19 protein-coding genes and 1 pseudogene are annotated in these 17,495 nt (G+C 71.7%); 14 read left to right on the forward strand and 6 right to left on the reverse strand.

Annotation, left to right across the window (positions count from 1 at the left end):
• The first annotated feature begins 4 nt into the window (after window positions 1-4).
• Window positions 5-934 (forward strand): LysR family transcriptional regulator, encoded by a 930-nt coding sequence (locus ACZ56V_RS36750; protein WP_468947946.1) that lies wholly within the window; start codon window positions 5-7, stop codon window positions 932-934.
• Window positions 935-1,095: 161 nt separating this feature from the next.
• Window positions 1,096-1,869 carry a glycosyltransferase family 2 protein gene (locus tag ACZ56V_RS36755; protein WP_398909058.1) on the forward strand — a complete coding sequence of 258 codons (774 nt, stop codon included), beginning with the start codon at window positions 1,096-1,098 and terminating at the stop codon, window positions 1,867-1,869.
• 208 nt (window positions 1,870-2,077) lie between these two features.
• Here the strand turns inward: ACZ56V_RS36755 and ACZ56V_RS36760 are convergent, their stop codons facing one another.
• The gene (locus ACZ56V_RS36760) at window positions 2,078-2,773 is read right to left on the reverse strand and encodes a TetR/AcrR family transcriptional regulator (RefSeq protein WP_398909060.1); all 696 of its coding nucleotides are present in this window, start codon (window positions 2,771-2,773) and stop codon (window positions 2,078-2,080) included.
• A 127-nt stretch (window positions 2,774-2,900) separates the two neighbouring features.
• On the opposite strand from ACZ56V_RS36760, the gene ACZ56V_RS36765 reads away from it, so the two are divergent.
• From ACZ56V_RS36765 to ACZ56V_RS36775, 3 genes and pseudogenes are all read left to right on the forward strand, one after another.
• Window positions 2,901-3,512: an NAD(P)-dependent oxidoreductase gene (locus ACZ56V_RS36765; protein ID WP_468947949.1), complete on the forward strand. Its 612-nt coding sequence runs from the start codon at window positions 2,901-2,903 to the stop codon at window positions 3,510-3,512.
• A gap of 49 nt (window positions 3,513-3,561) precedes the next feature.
• Window positions 3,562-3,726, forward strand: a pseudogene (locus tag ACZ56V_RS36770) (SDR family NAD(P)-dependent oxidoreductase); the annotation flags it as partial.
• A 94-nt stretch (window positions 3,727-3,820) separates the two neighbouring features.
• A complete protein-coding gene (locus ACZ56V_RS36775; protein WP_468948004.1) occupies window positions 3,821-4,357 on the forward strand; it encodes an amidohydrolase family protein in 537 nt (178 codons plus the stop codon).
• A gap of 27 nt (window positions 4,358-4,384) precedes the next feature.
• On the opposite strand, the gene ACZ56V_RS36780 is transcribed toward ACZ56V_RS36775, so the two are convergent.
• The gene (locus ACZ56V_RS36780; protein ID WP_468947951.1) at window positions 4,385-4,990 is read right to left on the reverse strand and encodes a dihydrofolate reductase family protein; all 606 of its coding nucleotides are present in this window, start codon (window positions 4,988-4,990) and stop codon (window positions 4,385-4,387) included.
• 101 nt (window positions 4,991-5,091) lie between these two features.
• Here ACZ56V_RS36780 and ACZ56V_RS36785 point away from each other — a divergent pair, with 101 nt between their 5' ends.
• On the forward strand, window positions 5,092-5,685 hold the full coding sequence (locus ACZ56V_RS36785) for a TetR/AcrR family transcriptional regulator (RefSeq protein WP_468947952.1): 594 nt from the start codon (window positions 5,092-5,094) through the stop codon (window positions 5,683-5,685).
• A gap of 13 nt (window positions 5,686-5,698) precedes the next feature.
• Here the strand turns inward: ACZ56V_RS36785 and ACZ56V_RS36790 are convergent, their stop codons facing one another.
• Window positions 5,699-6,721, reverse strand: coding sequence for an SMP-30/gluconolactonase/LRE family protein (locus tag ACZ56V_RS36790; RefSeq protein WP_467380338.1), 1,023 nt, complete (start codon window positions 6,719-6,721; stop codon window positions 5,699-5,701).
• 172 nt (window positions 6,722-6,893) lie between these two features.
• Here ACZ56V_RS36790 and ACZ56V_RS36795 point away from each other — a divergent pair, with 172 nt between their 5' ends.
• On the forward strand, window positions 6,894-8,702 hold the full coding sequence (locus ACZ56V_RS36795) for a flavin-containing monooxygenase (RefSeq protein WP_468947955.1): 1,809 nt from the start codon (window positions 6,894-6,896) through the stop codon (window positions 8,700-8,702).
• 40 nt (window positions 8,703-8,742) lie between these two features.
• Here ACZ56V_RS36795 and ACZ56V_RS36800 read toward each other — a convergent pair whose 3' ends face one another.
• Window positions 8,743-9,504, reverse strand: a complete 762-nt coding sequence (locus tag ACZ56V_RS36800; protein WP_468947957.1) for an SDR family NAD(P)-dependent oxidoreductase — start codon at window positions 9,502-9,504, stop codon at window positions 8,743-8,745.
• Window positions 9,505-9,644: 140 nt separating this feature from the next.
• On the opposite strand from ACZ56V_RS36800, the gene ACZ56V_RS36805 reads away from it, so the two are divergent.
• Entirely contained in the window at window positions 9,645-10,271 is a 627-nt protein-coding gene (locus tag ACZ56V_RS36805) for a TetR/AcrR family transcriptional regulator (RefSeq protein WP_398909074.1), read from the forward strand.
• A 275-nt stretch (window positions 10,272-10,546) separates the two neighbouring features.
• Window positions 10,547-11,725 carry a Cmx/CmrA family chloramphenicol efflux MFS transporter gene (locus ACZ56V_RS36810; protein WP_467380342.1) on the forward strand — a complete coding sequence of 393 codons (1,179 nt, stop codon included), beginning with the start codon at window positions 10,547-10,549 and terminating at the stop codon, window positions 11,723-11,725.
• A 63-nt stretch (window positions 11,726-11,788) separates the two neighbouring features.
• On the opposite strand, the gene ACZ56V_RS36815 is transcribed toward ACZ56V_RS36810, so the two are convergent.
• On the reverse strand, window positions 11,789-12,469 hold the full coding sequence (locus ACZ56V_RS36815; RefSeq protein WP_398909078.1) for a GOLPH3/VPS74 family protein: 681 nt from the start codon (window positions 12,467-12,469) through the stop codon (window positions 11,789-11,791).
• Between the two features lie 130 nt (window positions 12,470-12,599).
• Between ACZ56V_RS36815 and ACZ56V_RS36820 the strand changes: the two genes are divergently transcribed.
• Genes ACZ56V_RS36820 through ACZ56V_RS36840 form a run of 5 tightly spaced genes read left to right on the forward strand, consistent with a single transcriptional unit; the run spans window position 12,600 to window position 15,772 of the window.
• Entirely contained in the window at window positions 12,600-13,106 is a 507-nt protein-coding gene (locus tag ACZ56V_RS36820) for a hypothetical protein (RefSeq protein WP_467380345.1), read from the forward strand.
• Window positions 13,103-13,441 carry a transcriptional regulator gene (locus tag ACZ56V_RS36825; RefSeq protein WP_356367674.1) on the forward strand — a complete coding sequence of 113 codons (339 nt, stop codon included), beginning with the start codon at window positions 13,103-13,105 and terminating at the stop codon, window positions 13,439-13,441. Before ACZ56V_RS36820 ends, ACZ56V_RS36825 begins: the two co-directional genes overlap by 4 nt.
• 50 nt (window positions 13,442-13,491) lie before the next feature.
• Window positions 13,492-14,337, forward strand: coding sequence for an ABC transporter ATP-binding protein (locus ACZ56V_RS36830; protein WP_398909408.1), 846 nt, complete (start codon window positions 13,492-13,494; stop codon window positions 14,335-14,337).
• 20 nt (window positions 14,338-14,357) lie between these two features.
• Window positions 14,358-15,209, forward strand: coding sequence for an ABC transporter permease (locus tag ACZ56V_RS36835; RefSeq protein WP_468947960.1), 852 nt, complete (start codon window positions 14,358-14,360; stop codon window positions 15,207-15,209).
• Between the two features lie 59 nt (window positions 15,210-15,268).
• On the forward strand, window positions 15,269-15,772 hold the full coding sequence (locus tag ACZ56V_RS36840) for a MarR family winged helix-turn-helix transcriptional regulator (RefSeq protein ID WP_356367678.1): 504 nt from the start codon (window positions 15,269-15,271) through the stop codon (window positions 15,770-15,772).
• A 126-nt stretch (window positions 15,773-15,898) separates the two neighbouring features.
• Here ACZ56V_RS36840 and ACZ56V_RS36845 read toward each other — a convergent pair whose 3' ends face one another.
• Window positions 15,899-17,449: a glycoside hydrolase family 32 protein gene (locus ACZ56V_RS36845; protein ID WP_468947962.1), complete on the reverse strand. Its 1,551-nt coding sequence runs from the start codon at window positions 17,447-17,449 to the stop codon at window positions 15,899-15,901.
• Window positions 17,450-17,495: the final 46 nt, after the last annotated feature.

Genomic DNA, 17,495 nt, shown 5'->3' on the forward strand with positions numbered 1-17,495 from the left:
GGGCATGGATGTCGAAGCGGTCCGGACGTTCGTGGCGGTGGCCGACGGCGGGCAGTTCCAGGCGGCGGCCGACGAGCTGGGCATCAGCCAGCAGGCGGTGTCCAAGCGCATCGCGGCCCTCGAGAGACACCTCGGAGTCGCACTCCTGGTGCGGACCTCCCGCGGGTCGCGGCCGAGCCTCGACGGACAGGTCTTCCTGCCCCATGCCAGGAAGATCCTGACCGCCGTCGCACAGGCCGAGCACGCCGTGCGGCCAGACAGCAGGCCCCTGCGGGTCGACGTCCTCAACCGGCGCATCGCCCCGGCCCAGGCCGTCCACCGCTTCTACCGCTCCCGCCCCGAGACCGACCTCGACGTGGTCACCCTGAGCCGGGAGAACGCGGCCCAGGCGGCCCAGGCCGTGCTGGAGGGAACGGTCGACGCCACCTTCCGCGCGCTGCCGGCGGACCAGGTCCCTGCCGGAATCACCGCCGAACGCATCCTGGACGCCCCTCTGCAACTCCTGGTGGGGCCTGCCCACCCGCTGGCGAACGCTCCCGCGATCAGGCCGGCGGACCTCGCGGCGCACCGCATCTGGGTTCCCGGGATCCGACCCGGCACGGAGTGGTCAGCGTTCTACGACGCGCTGTCCGAGGAGTTCGGACTGAGCATCGACGCCCTCGGCCCGAACTTCGGTGACGAGGCCCTCATGGACGCGCTGGCCGACTCGGCCTCTCTTGCCACCCTCGTCGGCGCCGGGGACCGGTACCTCTGGCCCCGGAGCCACGACTTGCGCCGCATCCCCCTGCACGACCCGACACCGGTCTACCCGCACACCCTCCTGCTCCGCACCGGAGACCGGCACCCGGTGCTGACCGAGCTGCGCGACCACCTGCGCGCGACGGCGACCGACCCGTCCGGTGAGGTGTGGGTGCCGCGTTGGGCGCGCACCTGACGCCGTCGTCCGTTTGCCCCACCGGCCTCCTGCGCACGTGACCGGCCAGGGCACGGGCCGGGGTGGCATCCGACGGTCAGGGACGGGAGCGCGAGGACCCACTTGATACGGTGCAGGCCACGATGTCCGCGACGACTCCGATCTGGGTAAGGAGCACGGCAGTGCCCCTGGTTTCTGTGGTGATGCCGGTACACAACTCGGCCGCGACTCTCGGTGCCTCGGTGCGCTCCGTCCTCGCGCAGACCCACACGGACGTCGAACTGCTCGTCACCGACGACGCGTCCACCGACGACTCCATGGACCTGCTGCGGGACCTGGCGGACCAGGACGGGCGTGTGCTCCCGCGGGCGGCGCCCGAGCAGGGCGGCGCGGCCAGGGCCCGTAACCTCGCCCTGGCACGGGCGCGGGGGGAGTACGTGGCGTTCCTGGACAGCGACGACATGTGGCTCCCGGAGAAGCTGGAGCGACAGCTCGCGTTCGCCGCCGAAGGCGACGCCCCGCTGACGTTCACCTCCTACTACAAGGTCGCCGGCGACTACACGGGTGAGGCCTGCGACTTCACGCCGAACGGCCGTGTGGTCGCGGCAAGGGACCGTGTGACGTACAAGGACATGTTGGTGCAGGACCACATCGGTGCCCTGACCGCCATGTACGACCGGACCGTGCTGGGTACGAGGCTGATGCCGGACATGCCGAAGCGGCAGGACTACGCGCTGTGGCTGTCGATCATGAGGGACGGCCACCCTGCCCGGGGACTGCGGGAACCGCTGGCGGTCTACCGGGCCGGCCGGGCGGGATCGCTGTCCTCGAACAAGCTGGCGCTGGTGGAGCACAACTGGAGGCTGTACCGAGAGCACGAACACCTGTCGGTCCCGCGGTCCACGCTGGCCCTGTCCGGGTCCGTGTGGCACTCGCTGCGCAAGTCCCGGATCTGAGCCGGCCCGCTGGGCCGGCAGGGGTCCCGGCGGGCGAGCCCGAAGACCATGCCATGGCCGGTCTCGCGGCGCACTGACCACGAGCATCCACCTTGCCTCCGACGACGGGGTGCTCACTGCGGCCACTGGCTTTTCGTGCTGACCGCCGCCGGACAGGCTGGTGACGCGCCCGCTTTCGCTGCTCCGCTCTCCGCTCTCCGCTCTCCGCTCACGATCCGGACGCAGTGCCGGCCGGAGCCGGGTCGTGCCCCCGTGGTGGCAGGAGGGGCGCGATGTCGGCTGCCGGGCGGGCGGTGTGCAGGCTGATCAGGTCGGTGAGCAAGTCGTCCAGGGGCGGCCAGGGCAGGTTTCCGTGGTCGTTGTAGAGGCTGACCAGACCGTGCAGCGAGGTCCAGAGCAGGAGACCGGCCTGCCACCGCCGTTCCGCCGTGGCCTCGCCGCCGGTGACGGCCGCCAGGGACGCCACCACGGCCTCCAGCGGTTCGGCCCCGGCGCCGTGTGCGGAGCCGGGGACGAGGTCGTCCGGCATCCGTCCGCCGAAGAGGGTGCGGTAGTGGCCGGGCTGGTCCACTCCCCAGCGCACATAGGCCGCGCACCGGGTGACGAGGTCGGCCAGCGGGTCCGGGGCGGAACGCGCGGCCTCGTTCATCAGCCGGCCCAGTTCCTCGTAGCGCAGCCGCAGTACGTGCTGGATCAGCGCGCTCAGGTCGGGGAAGTGGCTGTAGATGCTGGCCGGTGCCACGCCGACCTCCCGCGCGACCTGCCGCAGGGTCAGCGTCTCCGGCTGGTCGAGGGTGGCCAGCAGCTTCGCCGTGGCGTCCACGAGCTGGGCCTTGAGTACCTGCCCCTGTCCGCGCGGATTGCGGCGACGGGGAGCGGACCGCTCCTGAGGCGCCATCTTCATCCCTTCCGACCTGTGTGAACGGCTGAGCAACAGGCGTTCACCGTACAGGCCCCCGCGCCTTGACATCCTTAACCAACGGTTGTTTAGTTATGTCACCAACAGTTGTTCAGTCAAAGGATGTTCGATCATGCGCATCGCCATACTCGGAGCGTCGGGACGGACCGGCGGCACACTCGTCGACCAGGCGCTGGAGCGGGGGCACGAAGTCGTGGCCCTGGTCCGCACACCGGCCAAGGTCACCGTGCCCGCGCCGCGGCAGGTGGAGGTCCGGACGGCGGACGTCACCGTCCCGCGGAGCTTCCCCGGCCTGAGCGACGTGGACGTGGCCGTCTCGGCCATCGGCATCGGCAAGGGCGACGGGCCGGGCGCGCTGGTCGCCGGGGCCAGGGCGCTCGCGGCGGCGGACGTGCGCACGGTGTGGCTCGGCGCACTGGGCTCGGGAGTGTCCAGCCGGTCGGGCGGACTGATCTACGCCGGGGTGATGCGGATGTTCGTCGGCTCGGAACTGGCCGAGAAGACCGAGGCCGATGAGGTCGCCCTGGCCGCCGGCGCCACGGTCTTCCACGCCCCGGACGTCACCGACGGCCCCCTCAGTCCCACCCGCCGCACCATCCCCCTGGCGGAGCTGCGGCGCCCCCTGCTGCCGCCCCGCATCTCCCGCGCCACTCTGGCGGCCCTGCTGCTGGACGAGGCGGAGACGGGCACGTACGGCGCCGAGATCGTCGTGCCCCGGAGCTAGCCACCGGGGGCAATCGCAAGAACCGCGGCAACCGCACCGACAGGTCATCATGAGCGTGTTCGCAGGAAAAGCAGGACTCGTCACGGGCGCCGGAAGCGGCATCGGCCGGGCGACGGCGATCGAACTGGCCCGGCAGGGCGCCGCCGTCACGGTCACCGACATCGACGAGACCACCGCCGCCGAGACCACCGAACTGATCAGGAAGGACGACGGACACGCCCACGCCCTCCCCGTCGACATCACCGACGAGGACGCGGTCCGCACGGCCCGGCGGGCACTACCTGGACGAACCGCGATTCGCCCCGCTGCTGGCGGCGGCCGAGGCGAGCGGGGCGCCGGTCTATCTGCACCCACGGGTGCCGAGCATGCTCGACCCCTACCTGCCTCATGGGCTGCTCGGGGCGATCTGGGGCTACCAGGCCGAGGCCGGCCTGCACGCCATGCGGCTCATCCTCAGCGGCACGCTGGACCGTCATCCAGGGCTGACCGTCGTCCTCGGCCATCTCGGCGAGGGCGTGCCGTACTGGCTGCGGCGCATCGACAACCGGCACGCGTTCGCCGCCGCGACGGCCGGCGCGGCGACGCCGATGCCACGGCTGTCACTGACACCGAGCGAGTACGTCCGCCGCAACTTCGTGCTCACCACGAGCGGCATCGACGACCCGGGCGTCCTGGGCCTGGCCTTGCGCGCGGTGGGCGAGGACCGCGTGATGTTCGCGGTCGACTACCCGTACGAGGACCCGAAGGCGGCCCTGGACTTCCTGCGGAACACCCCGCTGACCGACGACCAGCGCACGGCGATCGCCCACCGGACGGCGGAGCGGGTGTTCACCCTGACCGGGTGAGCCGGACCGGACCTCTGTCAGACAGGCCTAGTAACTGTCGTAGCTCGGCTGGCCGTTCGGCCGGTAGACGCCGACGACCGTGCCGCCCTTCGTCGTCGAGACGCTGACCGGCTCCAGCGCGGTGGGGACCGCACCGTCGGCGAACAGCCGCTTGCCGGTGCCGATGATCACCGGGTGGATGGTCAGCCGGTACTCGTCGACGAGGTCGTGCCGCATGAGGGTCTGGGCGAGGTCGCCGCTGCCGACGACGTTGATGTCGCCGCCGTCGGTCGTCTTGAGCTTGCGTACGGCATCGGCGACGTCGCCCTCCAGCAGGGTGGAGTTCTGCCACTCGACGGACGTCAGGGTCCGGGACGCCACGTACTTGTCCATGCTGTTCATCCGGTGGGTGAACGGGTTGCCGGGATCGGCGGTCGGCCAGTACGACGCGAAGATCTCGTACGTCTTGCGGCCGAGCAGCATCGCGTCGGAGTGCTCGTACCAGCCGGCGATGGCCGTGCCGACCTCCTCGTCGTCCACCGGCTTCTGCCAGCCGCCGTGCCGGAAGCCGCTCTCGGCATCCTCGTCCGGACCACCCGGCGCCTGCATCACGCCGTCCAGCGTCAGGAACGTGCAAACAATGACCTTGCGCATGGTGCGCTCCCTTCGTCGAGAGGTAGACCACGCGACGACCGGAAACTCATCGGCGGAACTCGGGTCGCTCCGGCCACCCCCCGCCCGGGTACTCTCTCGGGGTGACGCAGCACCGTGTTTCCGAGGAGCGGCGGCCTGCGAACGAGGGGCGCAAGGCCGCGGCCCGTAACCGGGCGGCTCTGGTCGCCGCCGCACGGGCGATCTACTCGGAGTACGGCCTGGACGCCCCGCTCTCCGCCATCGCGCGTCGCGCCGGGGTCGGCCAGGGGGTTCTGTACCGGCATTTTCCCGACCGGGAGGCGGTGGCGACCGCGGTGCTGGAGGAGAACGTCCGGGAGGTGGAGCGGACGGCTGCGGCAAAGGACACGGACCTGCCACGCATGCTCGGCGTCCTGACCTGGCACCTGACGGAGTCGGCGGCGTTCATCGGCCTGCTGCACGCCGACGGGGCGGGCAGCCCTTCCAGTGTCCCCTCCTACGCGCACGACCTGTCCGAGCGGGTCGAGCGTGCCCTGCGGGCGCAGCTGCCGGACGGTCACCGGCTGGCCGCGGCGGACGACGACCTCATGATCGCCGTTGCCATGGTCTCCGGTGCCGTCACCGGGCCCACCCGCGAGCAGCGGGAACGCCGGGCACGGGCGGCATGGCGGCTTCTCGGCGTCGAGGTGGGGCCGGTGCGCCCCTTCGCGGAGTGACGAAGCGGAGGCGTCAGCCGCCGTTGGACTGGCGGATGCCCTTGCCCAGTGCGTCGAAGCTGTAGAGACAGCCTCCGCCCGGCCCGCTCACGGTCATGTAGGCCCTGGTTCCGCCGGGCGTGATGGCCACGTTGGTCGCCGATTCGAGCCCGCGGGCGGCGCGGGCCGGGACCGTCACGGTGGCCAGGCGCTCACCGTACTTGTCGTAGACCGCCATCGCGGGGCGCCCGTGCAGGCCTTGGTACAGATTGCCGTCCGCGTCCACCGCGATCGAGTCGGTCTGGGCGATCCCGCCGTCGACCCGGATGGCGGTGTGCCGTGAGGCCACCCCGCCCTCGCCGTCCAGGAGGAGGTAGGAGACGCGGTTCTGCGTCAACTCGCTGAACCACAGCCCGCGGTAGTCCGCGTCGAAGGAGATGCCGTTCGGCGACGCCAGGCCGTCCGCCAGGACGGTGGCCTCCTTCCCCGCGCGGCCGATCCGCACCACTCGGCCCTTCGCCTCGCCCTCGGACATGCCACGTGAGTCGCTGACGTACAGGTTTCCCTCCCGGTCGAAGGCGAGGTCGTCGGGGTTCATCCGTGATCCGTCGACCTCGCCGGAGAAGAAGGTCCGCGGATCGCCACCGTCCGGGGCCAGACTCACGATGTCTCCGTGGGAGAAGTCGGTCAGGTAGATCCGTCCGTCGTACGGGCTGAACTGGGCCGAGGTGTAGGTGCCGCGAGCGTCCGTGTGGACGGGCTCCGACGTCCTCTTCCGGACATTCACCCGCAGAACCTTCGGCTCACCCGCCGGCGCGGTGACGTCGACGACGAGCAGTTGGCCGTCCTCGTCGAAGACCGGCCCTTCCAGCAGGGTCGTCCCGGTCTGCTCGTGCACCTCCGTCAAGCGCATGACCTGTTGCGCGCGGATGGTCCGGTCACCTCCGGAGGCGCCCGGGTCCAGCGGCGCACCGGCGGTCTGCGTGCCGCACCCCGCGAGGGCCAGCGCGGCGAGCGTGACGACCCCGGCCAGGGGCCGGATCGGGAGGCGTCGCATGTGCATCACTCTTCCTGTCCGAAAGTATGCGGAAGCAACCTGCAGCCAACCGGACAACACTGTCCGGGTCTTGCTACGGTACTGCATGGCTGCTCAAGTCCCGTCGGTTCCGGCCCGGTTCACGGACGCGTGGCTTCCTGACGGTGAAGCGGAAGGAACAGGGTCCCCCCACATGGCACATTCACAGGAGCTGACTCCCGAGGCACTCGCCGAACTCAGGGAGCGGTACCGGCGCGAGCGGGAGCGACGCGTACGCCCCGACGGCACCCGGCAGTACCTCGGCGCGGACGCCGAGTTCGGCTACTACGCCGCCGACCCCTACGCGGGGGAGACGGAGGGGCGCGAGCCGGTGCGGGACCGGGTGGACGTCGCGATCGTCGGCGGCGGATTCGGCGGCATCCTCGCGGGGGCGCGGCTGCGTCAGCAGGGCGTCGCGCGCGTCCGCGTCATCGAGAAGGGCGGCGACCTCGGGGGCACCTGGTACTGGAACCGCTACCCCGGCATCCACTGCGACATCGAGGCGCACGTGTACCTGCCGATGCTCGACGAGACCGGCTACGTACCGGAATGGAAGTACGCCCCCGGCGAGGAGATCCGCCGGCACGCGGTGCGTATCGGTGAGAAGTTCGACCTCTACGCGGACGCCCTGTTCTCCACCGCGGTCACCTCGCTCACCTGGGAGGACACGAGCGGGGCGTGGATCGTCGAGACCGACCGGCACGACGAGTTCCGGGCGACCTACGTCGTCACGGCCACCGGAACCCTGTCGGAGCTGAAACTGCCGGGCATCCCCGGCATCGAGCGGTTCGAGGGCCACACCTTCCACACCTCGCGCTGGGACTACGCCTACACCGGCGGCGGCCCGGAGGGCGGTCTGACCGGCCTCGCGGACAAGCGTGTGGGCGTGGTGGGGACCGGTGCCACCGGCATCCAGGTCGTTCCGAAACTGGCCGAGGACGCCGGACATCTCTACGTCTTCCAGCGGACTCCGTCCACCGTGGACGTGCGCGGCAACCGCCGCACCAGCGCGAGGGACGTCGGCGCCGACCGTGCCGGCTGGGCCGCCGAGCGCCGCGACAACTTCCTGCGCATCGTCTCGGGGGAGGCCGCGGAGGACGACCTCGTCGCGGACCAGTGGACCGCGGCGGCCGGTCTCCTGGAGAAGCTGCTGCCGAGCTTTCGCCGGCAGGGCGACCGGGCGGCGTTCGAAGCGGCCTACGAGGTCGCGGACGCCGCCAAGATGAACCAGATCCGCGCCCGCGTCGACGACGTCGTCACCGACCCGGACACGGCGGACCGGCTCAAGCCCTGGTACCGGTACGCCTGCAAGCGCCCGACCTTCTCCGACCTGTACCTCCAGGCGTTCAACCGGGACAACGTCACCCTCGTCGACACGGCGGACACCCATGGCATCGAGCGGATGACCGAGCGCGGTGTCGTGGTCGGCGGCACCGAGTACCCCCTCGACTGCCTCGTCTTCGCCACCGGCTTCTCCGTGGGCGTCTCCGGCGTCCACTCGGGCCGGCTCCCCGTGCGGGGCCGCGGCGGCGTCCGACTGCGGGACGCGTGGGCCGAGCGTGGCCCGCGCACAGTGCACGGATTCACCAGCAACGGCTTCCCCAACCTGATCCAGCTCGGCGGGGTGCAGAGCGCCAGCAGCGTCAACTACACCCACGTACTGGACGAGCACGCCGTCCACGGCGCGGCGCTCATCTCGGCCGCAGAGGCCCAGGGCGCCGTCATCGAACCGTCCCGCGAAGCCGAGGAGGCATGGATCGCCGCCCTGGCCGAACACGCCCCCGACCAGGCCTGGTTCCACGCCGAATGCACCCCCGGCTACTACAACGCCGAGGGACGCGGCAGGCCGAACGGCCCCACCGCCTACCCGCACGGCGCCGTCGCCTTCCATGAACTCCTCAAGCGGTGGCGCGAGGAGTCCATGGACGACATCCTGATCCCCAGGACACCTTCGCGGGGGTAAGTTCCGGCTGCTGTCGGCTTCGTGGGAGGTCGGTGCCGTATCAGACCGCGGACCAGCCGTCGTCGACGGGCAGGATCGCTCCGTTGACATTGCTCGCGGCGTCCGAGGCGAGGAACAGGATGGCCGCCGCCTGTTCCTCCGGCTGCGACACCCGGCCGAGATTGACGAAGTGCGGACCGAGCGCCGCCGGGCCGTGTGCCGTCCGGTCGGCCTCCACCGCGATGGCGGTCGCGGTGCCGCCCGGGCAGACGGCGTTGGCGCGGATACCGTCCTTGCGGTACATCACCGCCAGCGACTTCGTCAGTCCCACCACACCGTGCTTGGACGCCGTGTAGGCGGCGCCCGCCGCGCTGCCGCGCAGGGCGGCCTCGGAGGCGGTGTTCACGATGGCGCCGCGGCCCGCGGCCAGCATGTGCGGCAGTACGGCGCGGGCGAGCAGGAAGGGTGCCGTGAGGTTGACCCTGATGACCCGCTCCCATTCGGCGTCACTCACGTCGGCCGGCGCCGACATGCTGTCCATGATTCCCGCGTTGTTCACCAGGACGTGCACGCCGCCGAACCGCTCCACGGCCGTGGCGGCCACCCGGTCGACGACGGCCTGCTCGCTCAGGTCCCCCGTGACGGCCACCGCGGTGCCGCCCGACCGCTCGATCTCCTCGACGGTCGCCGCAGCACCTTCGGCATTGAGGTCCGCCACCACGACGCGGTCGCCCTGGGCGGCGAAGGCCAGCGCGGCCGCGCGGCCGATGCCAGATCCCGCTCCGGTGACGATCACACTGCGTCCGTTCAGGCCCGTGGTCATCAACTGCTCCGTTCGAAGAATCGCCGGCGCGGCGGAGTGCTGCCACACCGTGCCGGCACTCTACAAGTTTATGTCTCGCAGTGACATAAAGTCGTGGGGCAGAATGCCCACGACACCGATCACCGGCGCCGGAGGGCCAGATGACCGCAGCCCGTGGACGGACGGGGCGACCGCCGCTGACCGACGAACGCAAGGCCGCCATCCGGCTGGAGATCGCTCGCGCCGCGGTCGGCCTGTTCACCGCCCAGGGCGTCGCCGCGACCACGGGCGAGCAGATCGGGCAGGCGGTCGGCGTCTCGGCGCGGACGGTCTGGCGGTACTTCCCGACCAAGGAGAGCTGCGTACGGCCGCTGTTCTCGACCGGCATCGACATGATCGCCGCCGCGCTGCGGGAGTGGCGTCCCGGCAGGCCCCTCCAGGAGGCCTTCGACCACGTGTGGACCAACGACGAGGAACTGACCGGACCGGACGTCGGTGCCCTGCTCCGGCTGACCCGCACCGAACCGGGCCTGCGCGCGGTCTGGCTGCGGACCCGCGACGAAGCGGAACCCGCCTTCGCGCGCGCCCTCGCCGAGCGCGCCGGGCTGCCCGACGACGACGTACGGCCTGCCGTCTGGGCCGCCATGCTCAACGCCGCACTGCGCGCAGCCGTCGAACACCACGCCTACCGATCGGCTGAACCGGACTCCGGCCCCACGCCCGCCCAAGCCGACCTCGCAGCCACTCTGCGCACCGCCTTGGGTCTCGCGGCGGCCGGGCTCACCTGACTCGGACATCGGCCAGGACGACGCGCCCTGGCCGCCCACCGGTCGTCCAGGCGGAACCGAGGTGCCTCGGCGGGCCCCGGTCGGGTAGCGTGCGGGCCATGTCGAGTCCTGAGTCGGACGAGGTGGGGGCTTTCGGTCACGCCGTCAGCCCCCTGAACCACTGAGCGCACAGCCCTGCCGTCGCGCCGCATTCCGCGGTGGGACGAGTGCCCCTGGGGGCCGACCGCGGTGACGAGAAGACCTCCTCGTGCCTCTCCTCACCTCGGAGCCACTCGATGCCTTTCCCGCTGTACCTGCTTGCCCTGGCCGTCTTCGCCATGGGCACCTCGGAGTTCATGCTCGCCGGTCTCTTGCCGGACATCGCCTCGGACCTCGACGTCACCGTCGGGACGGCAGGCACGCTCACCTCGGCCTTCGCGGTCGGCATGGTCGTCGGCGCCCCCCTGGTTGCCGCGCTTGCCCGCGCTTGGCCCAGGCGCTCCAGCCTTCTGGGGTTCATCCTCGCCTTCGCCGCGGCTCACGCCGTGGGCGCCACCACCGCCAGCTTCCCGGTCCTGTTCACGACCCGGGTCGTCGCCGCGCTCGCGAACGCAGGGTTCCTCGCCGTCGCTCTGACGGCTGCCGCCGCTCTGGTCCGGCCCGACAGGAAGGGGCGTGCGCTGGCCGTACTGCTGTCGGGCACGACGCTGGCCACGGTCGCCGGTGTCCCCGGCGGATCGGTACTCGGCGCGCTGCTCGGCTGGCGGGCCACCTTCTGGGCCGTGGCCGCCCTCTGCCTGCCCGCCGCCATCGGCGTCCTCGCCGGACTCCCCGCGCACCGCGTGCGGATCGAAACGACTGACGGACCCGCCTTGCGAACGGAGCTCGCCCAGCTCACCAGGCCGCGATTGACCCTGGTGATGCTGCTCGGCGCGCTGGTGAACGCGGCGACGTTCGCGAGCTTCACCTTCCTCGCCCCCGTGGTGACCGACACCGCAGGGCTGGACGAGTTGTGGATCTCCGTCGTCCTGGTGCTCTTCGGTGCCGGCTCCTTCGTCGGCGTCACCGTTGCCGGGCGGCTCTCCGACCGGCGCCCCGGCCTGGTCGTCACGGTCGGCGGTCCGCTGCTGCTCCTCGGCTGGCCGGCCCTGGCCCTGCTGGCCGACGAGCCGGCCGCCCTGTTCCTCCTCGTGTTCGCGCAGGGCGCGCTGTCGTTCGCGTTGGGCAGCACGCTGATCACCCGGGTCCTCTACGAGGCCGGAGGAGCCCCCACCATGGCCGGCTCCTACGCGACCGCGGCCCTCAACGCCGGCGCCGCCGTAGGCCCCCTCGCCGCCGCGACCACCCTCACCACCGCGGCCGGGGACCGCGGCCCCCTGTGGACAAGCGGCCTCCTGATCGCTGTCGCCCTGCTCATCGCGTTCCTCCTCCGCGCCGCGATCACGCCTGACCAAGGCGTCGAGACGCCCCAGTGACACGCGTGGGGAACCGCCTTCGGCCATGACGCGGCGGCGCTCGCGAGGGTCGCCTGCGGGGGCTCAGCTCGTGGCGGCGGCGGTGGTCCCGGCTGACGCGGTGACGGCCGCGACGGTTCGGAGTACCGCGGTGTTCACCGCTTCGGCGCCCCAACTGGACTGCTCGAACTGCTTTCCGCGCCGGTAGACGGCGCCGGACCACGGGATCACCCGGTGCAGGCTCGGCAGGGTGCCGCTCGCGGAGAGCAGGCCGGCCAGCGCCGCCGTACGGCCGTCCGGCTCCGCCCCGTCGACGAGGACCGCGCGCACGCGTTCCACCAGGGCCTCCTTGTGCCCGGTGTCGGCGGGGCGCATGACCGTCGTCCGGAGGACGCCCAGCCTGCGCCTGCTCTCGCGGCGCAGCATGCCCCGCTCCACGAGGCGGTCGAACACGGTCTCGCGCAGCCGCAGTCCGGTGCCGAGCTCGATGAGGAGGGTCTGTACGCCACGCACGCGTTCGGCGACCTTCTCGGTTGCTGCCCGCAGGACGGGATCGGACGGCGGCTCACCTTCGACGGCGTGCACCCGCAGGCCGTTCAGCCCGTTGTCCGCCTCGTCGACCCTGACACGGCCGGACTGGGCGAGTTCGACGAGCACGGCGCCGCCCAGGGTGTAGTACAGCGTGCCGGCCCCCGCGACCGTGCCCGATCTGTCGTCGAACATCAGCAGCATCAGGTCCTCGACGATGAGCAGGTCTTCGCGCATGGATCCTCTTCCGTCTTCCGCCGTCGGGCCCCGCACACGCAAGTACGACTTGCCTGCCAGGAAAGCCAAGGGTAACTTTCCCGGTAGGAAAGTCCAGCACGACGCAACAACACACGGGGAGGCGGTGACCGTGAGCACACCGGTCGACGCGGAACAGGCATGGAGGGACCTGCAGCGCATTCGGGTGCCGCAGGAGCGGGTGTACGACGAGGTCGAGCGGTCGGCGTCCGGCGGGCCCGGCGCGACCTGGGCGACGGCCTCGATCATGTGGGTCTTCCTGGTCGTCACCGGTCTGGAGCTGCCCAAGTGGGGTGTCTGGCTGGCGCTCGCCGGATATCTCGTGGTGCTGGGCGCGCTGGCCCGGACCTACAGTCGCAGGAGCCGGGTCCGCCTGCATCACTCCCGCTGCGACTGGCGGATGCTCGCGAGCTTCCTCTCGGGAGCGGTGGTGACCGGCGGGACGATCGTGCTGTCGGGCCGGCTGGTCGAGCCTCTGGAGCCGATGACGGGCGCGTTGGTCCAGGCCACGGTCTCGGCGTCGGTGTTCGTCCTGTTCGTCGGGCCGTTGACCCGATGGTCGATGAGCTCCCTGCGAGGCCGAGAGGGCCGGCCGGCCGGCGAGGGGGCGGGCAGGTGAGCGTTCCCGCCGGCTTCGACGAACTGATCCATCCCGCCACCCGGCTGTCGGTGGTCGCGCTGCTCGCCGCCACCGAATGGGCCGATTTCGCCTTCGTGCGCGACAGCCTCTCGCTCAGCGACTCCGCGCTCTCGAAGCAGCTCCACACCCTGGAAGAGGCCGGATACCTGGAGCTGCGCAAGGTGGGTGGCGGCCGCAAGCGGCGCACGAACGTGCGGCTGACGGACCGGGGGCGCGGCGCGTTCGAAGGACACGTCGCGGCGCTCCGGGCGATCGTCGAGGGCGCCGGCACACCGGCACCGGCACGGCAGCATCCGACGGAGGCCGTACGGTGACGCGCCCGCACACGTCCGAACGGGCCGTCGTCGAGGCGCGCGACGTGACGATGACGTACGGCGGTGTCGACGTCCTGCGCGGCGTGGACCTGGACATCCACCGCGGCGAGGTCTTCGCCCTGCTGGGGCCCAACGGCGCCGGGAAGACCACCACCGTCGAGATCCTGGAGGGCTTCCGGCGGCGCTCCGCCGGTGACGTCCGCGTCCTCGGCGCCGACCCGGAGCGGGGTTCCGACGGCTGGCGCGGCCGGATCGGACTGGTCCTGCAGTCCTGGCGCGACCATCCCCGCTGGCGGGTCGCCGAACTGCTCACGCACTTCGCGACGTACTACCCCGACCCGCGCGACCCGGCCGAACTGCTGGCGCTGGTCGGCCTCGACGAGCAGGCCGGGCGGCAGGTGAACCGGCTCTCCGGCGGTCAGCGCCGGCGGCTGGACGTCGCGCTCGGCATCATCGGCCGCCCCGAGCTGCTCTTCCTCGACGAGCCGACCACCGGCTTCGACCCCGAGGCGCGGCACGAGTTCCACCTCCTGGTCGAGCGGCTGGCCCGCGACGAGAGCGTCACCGTGCTGCTCACCACCCATGACCTGGTGGAGGCGGAGCGGCTCGCCGACCGGATCGCGATGCTGGTCGGCGGCCGTATCCGCGCCTGCGGCACCCCGGCCGACCTGGCCCGGCGGGCCGCTGCCGAGGCCGAGGTGCGCTGGACGGCCGACGACGGGACGCCTCGGCGCGAACGCACCGCGGACCCGTCGAAGCTGGTCTGGGAACTCCACCGGGACGCGGACGGGCCGATCCCCGGCCTGGAGGTCCGCCGCCCGACGCTGGAGGACACCTACCTGCACATGGTGCACCGAGCGGGCGATGGCCCGGAGGGGGAGACGCGGGCCGCATGAGGGGAACGAAGGGAACACCCATGACGGGGCACTGGCGTGCCGGACTCCAACGCGGCGGAATCGAACTGCGCCAGCTGCTGCGCCATCCGAAGGAGCTGTTCGGGCATCTGACCAACGTGGTCGTCGCGCTGGCCGTCGCCGCCTTCGTCGGCGACGAGGTGCCGGGCACCCAGACGCCGATGGCCCACCTGGTGCTGGCCGGCTTCGCCGCCTACCTGCTGTTCCAGATCGGGCTGGTCAACCTTCCGCAGATCCTCGTGACCGAGCGCGAGGAGGGCGCCCTGCTGCGGCTGCGCGCCACCCCGGGCGGGATACGGGCGTACCTCGTCGCCAAGTGCGTGCTGGTGGTCGTCACCGCGCTGGGCACCCTGGCCCTGCTCCTGCTGACGGCGGCCGTGCTCGTGGACGGGCCGCTGCCGCACGGGCCGGCCGGCTGGCTGACCCTGCTGTGGGTCACCACGCTCGGGCTGCTCGCCGTCGTACCGCTGGGCGCGGCGATCGGCGCCGTACTGCCCAACCCGCGCGAGGCGCTGGCGCTCATCATGCTGCCGGTGATGGGGTTGCTGGTCACCTCCGGGACGGTGTTCCCGATCACCTCACTGCCCGTGCCGGTCCAGCAGGTGGCCTCGGTCTTCCCGCTCAAGTGGATGGCGCAGGGCCTGCGTTCGGCGCTGCTGCCGGACGCGGCGCGCACCGCCGAGGCGGCAGGCTCCTGGGAGCTGCCGATGGTCGCCCTGGTCCTCACCGCCTGGACCGTCCTCGGCTTCCTCCTCGCCGTCCCGCTGCTGCGCCGCGCCGCCCGCCGCGAGTCCGGTTCCCGCCTGAGCGCACGCCACCGCAGGGCGGAACAGAGTGGGGCCCTGTCCGCGTAGGTGCGGGCCGGAACGGCGGCGCGCCCCACACTTCGAATTCGAAGCAGTAGACTCCGTTCATGCCTGATTCACCGCCCTCGCTCGACCCTGTGCAGCTCGGCGCCTACTTCGACCTCATCGAGGTGACGAGCCTGCTCCGGCATGCGGTCGAGCAGCAGCTGCGCGAAACCGGCGATCTCAGCTATGTGCAGTTCCAGCTCCTGGCTCGCCTCGGGGACTCGCCGACCGGCAGCCACCGCATGACCGACCTGGCCGACGGTGTCGTCTACAGCCGCAGCGGCCTGACGTACCAGGTCGGTCTCCTCGAGAAGGACGGCTTGGTCGTCCGCGCTCCCTCGCCGGACGACGAGCGGAGCGTCACGGTCACCATCACCGATACCGGGCGCGAGCTGCTGGCGAAGGTGCTGCCGGGGCACGTCGAGGTGGTCAGCGGCCTCCTGTTCGAACCGCTTTCGCGCGACGACGTGCAGACGCTCGCCGGCCTCCTGGCGCCGGTGCGCGACCACATGCGCTCGACGCCGCCCCGCTCGGCCGCGCCTCGCCGCCGCAAAGGGAGAACGTAACGGCTGAGGCCTCCACGGGCGCCGATCGGCAGCCCGTCGCAGGTCGGACACCGCCAGGCGGTCGAGCGCGTCAGCACGCGCCGCGGTGCCCTCGATGCGACATCCGCCTCGGAGCGGCGAGGAGCCTCACACGGTGAACTCCCTTATCACCGTGTCCCGGAACACCGCTCCGCCGCCGATCGTGAACAGCGCGAGCCGGTCGTCGATGAGGTACGGGAACGCCTCCGAGGTGTGCACATGACGCCCGTCGTCCACGAACATCTCCACCGACGTGCGGTCCACCAGAACCCGCAGTCGCACCCGCCGCGCCGACGGATCGAACGGGCTCCTGCTCTCCTGCCAGCGCCCCGACGCGTCCGGGTTGACGGTGGGTCTCCGGTTGAGGAAGGCGTAGTCGCGGTACACCCCCGCGTCGACGTGGCGGCCGCCGTCGCCCGAGCGGCGCAGTTGGAGACCCGCACCGGTGAGCTGGTCCCAGGTGATCTCGCAGCTCACCTCGTAGGCGGTGCCGCGGTAGTCGAGTACACGCGTGCCCTCGACCGAGAGGTCGCCCAGCCGCACCGTGCGCGAGACGTACCGATCCAGGGCGGCGATCGGGCGGGAGGCGAGGTAGTAGGCGCCGGTGGAGGCGCGCTTCAGGGTCACCTCGCGGACGACGGAGTCGGTGCCGTTGAAGCCGTCGGTGTCGATGGTGGGCGTGATGTTGGCGTAGTCCCAGTTGTTCAGCCAGCCGATGGCGTAGCGGGCGCGCTCGTCCAGGACGCCGCCGCCGTCCCGCTTCTCGAAGGTGACGGCGCCGTACCAGTCCCAGCCGTGGTCCAGCCACTGCGGGTCCGGCGCGTCGGGGAGGAAGGCACCGCCGTCGAAGGCACCGGTCCAGTAGGCGTAGGTGTTGGGTAGCCCGGCGCCCTTGGCGTTGGCGCTCACGCCGAGCACCCACTTCACGGTGCCGTCCTCGGCGGTGATCCGGAACAGGTCGGGGCACTCCAGGACGCCGATGCCGTCCTTGACGAATCCGCCGGCGTACGTCCACGCCTTGAGGTCGGCCGAGTGGTAGAAGCCCACCTTGTCGTTCTCGGCGAGCGCCATCACCCACCGGCCGCGCTCCTCGTCCCGGATCACCTTCGGGTCGCGGAAGTCGCGGCCGCCCGGATTGGGCAGCACCGGGGCGGTGCCGTGAGGGCGGAAGGTGCGGCCGCCGTCGGTGGAGTGGTACAGGTACTGGGCCTGCGCACCGCCTGCCGGCTCCATGGTCGCGAGCACGATCACCGCGCCGGCACCGAAGCCCGCCGTGCCGCCCGTGTCCACCACCGCCGAGCCCGACCAGACGTCCCCGTTGGGGGTGGTGTCCTTCGGTACGGCGATGCCGCGGTCGGTGAAGCGGACCAGGTCGGTGCTGGTGACCAGGCGCCAGGCGGTGCCCGCCGTGGTGCCGCCGGCGAAGTAGTCCGGGTTGTACAGGTAGTAGTAGTGGTACTCGCCGTCGATCCAGACCGGACGCTGCGGGTCGTTCTTCCACTGGTCGGGGACGGTGAAGTGGTACGCCGCCCGGTAGCGGGCGCAGGCCGGGACGGCGGCCCGGGGTTTCGCGGCGGCGGGGCCCGCCGTGGGCAGCAGCGCGGCACCCGCACCGGCGGCGGACCCGGCGAAGAGTGCTCGTCTGGACAGTCCACGCATCACACATCGTTCCTCTCGATCGAGCGAGCCCCGGAATCAGGGGCGC

It is taken from the genome of Streptomyces sp. NPDC034099, from assembly GCF_055575415.1.

Coding starts and splice junctions, on each gene's coding strand:
- ACZ56V_RS36810 (WP_467380342.1), top strand. CDS start 10,547: ATGCCTTTCCCGCTGTACCTGCTTGCCCTGGCCGTCTTCGCCATGGGC.
- ACZ56V_RS36830 (WP_398909408.1), top strand. CDS start 13,492: ATGACGTACGGCGGTGTCGACGTCCTGCGCGGCGTGGACCTGGACATC.
- ACZ56V_RS36795 (WP_468947955.1), top strand. CDS start 6,894: ATGGCACATTCACAGGAGCTGACTCCCGAGGCACTCGCCGAACTCAGG.
- ACZ56V_RS36835 (WP_468947960.1), top strand. CDS start 14,358: ATGACGGGGCACTGGCGTGCCGGACTCCAACGCGGCGGAATCGAACTG.
- ACZ56V_RS36815 (WP_398909078.1), bottom strand. CDS start 12,469: ATGCGCGAAGACCTGCTCATCGTCGAGGACCTGATGCTGCTGATGTTC.
- ACZ56V_RS36805 (WP_398909074.1), top strand. CDS start 9,645: ATGACCGCAGCCCGTGGACGGACGGGGCGACCGCCGCTGACCGACGAA.
- ACZ56V_RS36845 (WP_468947962.1), bottom strand. CDS start 17,449: ATGCGTGGACTGTCCAGACGAGCACTCTTCGCCGGGTCCGCCGCCGGT.
- ACZ56V_RS36765 (WP_468947949.1), top strand. CDS start 2,901: ATGCGCATCGCCATACTCGGAGCGTCGGGACGGACCGGCGGCACACTC.
- ACZ56V_RS36760 (WP_398909060.1), bottom strand. CDS start 2,773: ATGAAGATGGCGCCTCAGGAGCGGTCCGCTCCCCGTCGCCGCAATCCG.
- ACZ56V_RS36780 (WP_468947951.1), bottom strand. CDS start 4,990: ATGCGCAAGGTCATTGTTTGCACGTTCCTGACGCTGGACGGCGTGATG.
- ACZ56V_RS36790 (WP_467380338.1), bottom strand. CDS start 6,721: ATGCGACGCCTCCCGATCCGGCCCCTGGCCGGGGTCGTCACGCTCGCC.
- ACZ56V_RS36750 (WP_468947946.1), top strand. CDS start 5: ATGGATGTCGAAGCGGTCCGGACGTTCGTGGCGGTGGCCGACGGCGGG.
- ACZ56V_RS36800 (WP_468947957.1), bottom strand. CDS start 9,504: ATGACCACGGGCCTGAACGGACGCAGTGTGATCGTCACCGGAGCGGGA.
- ACZ56V_RS36840 (WP_356367678.1), top strand. CDS start 15,269: ATGCCTGATTCACCGCCCTCGCTCGACCCTGTGCAGCTCGGCGCCTAC.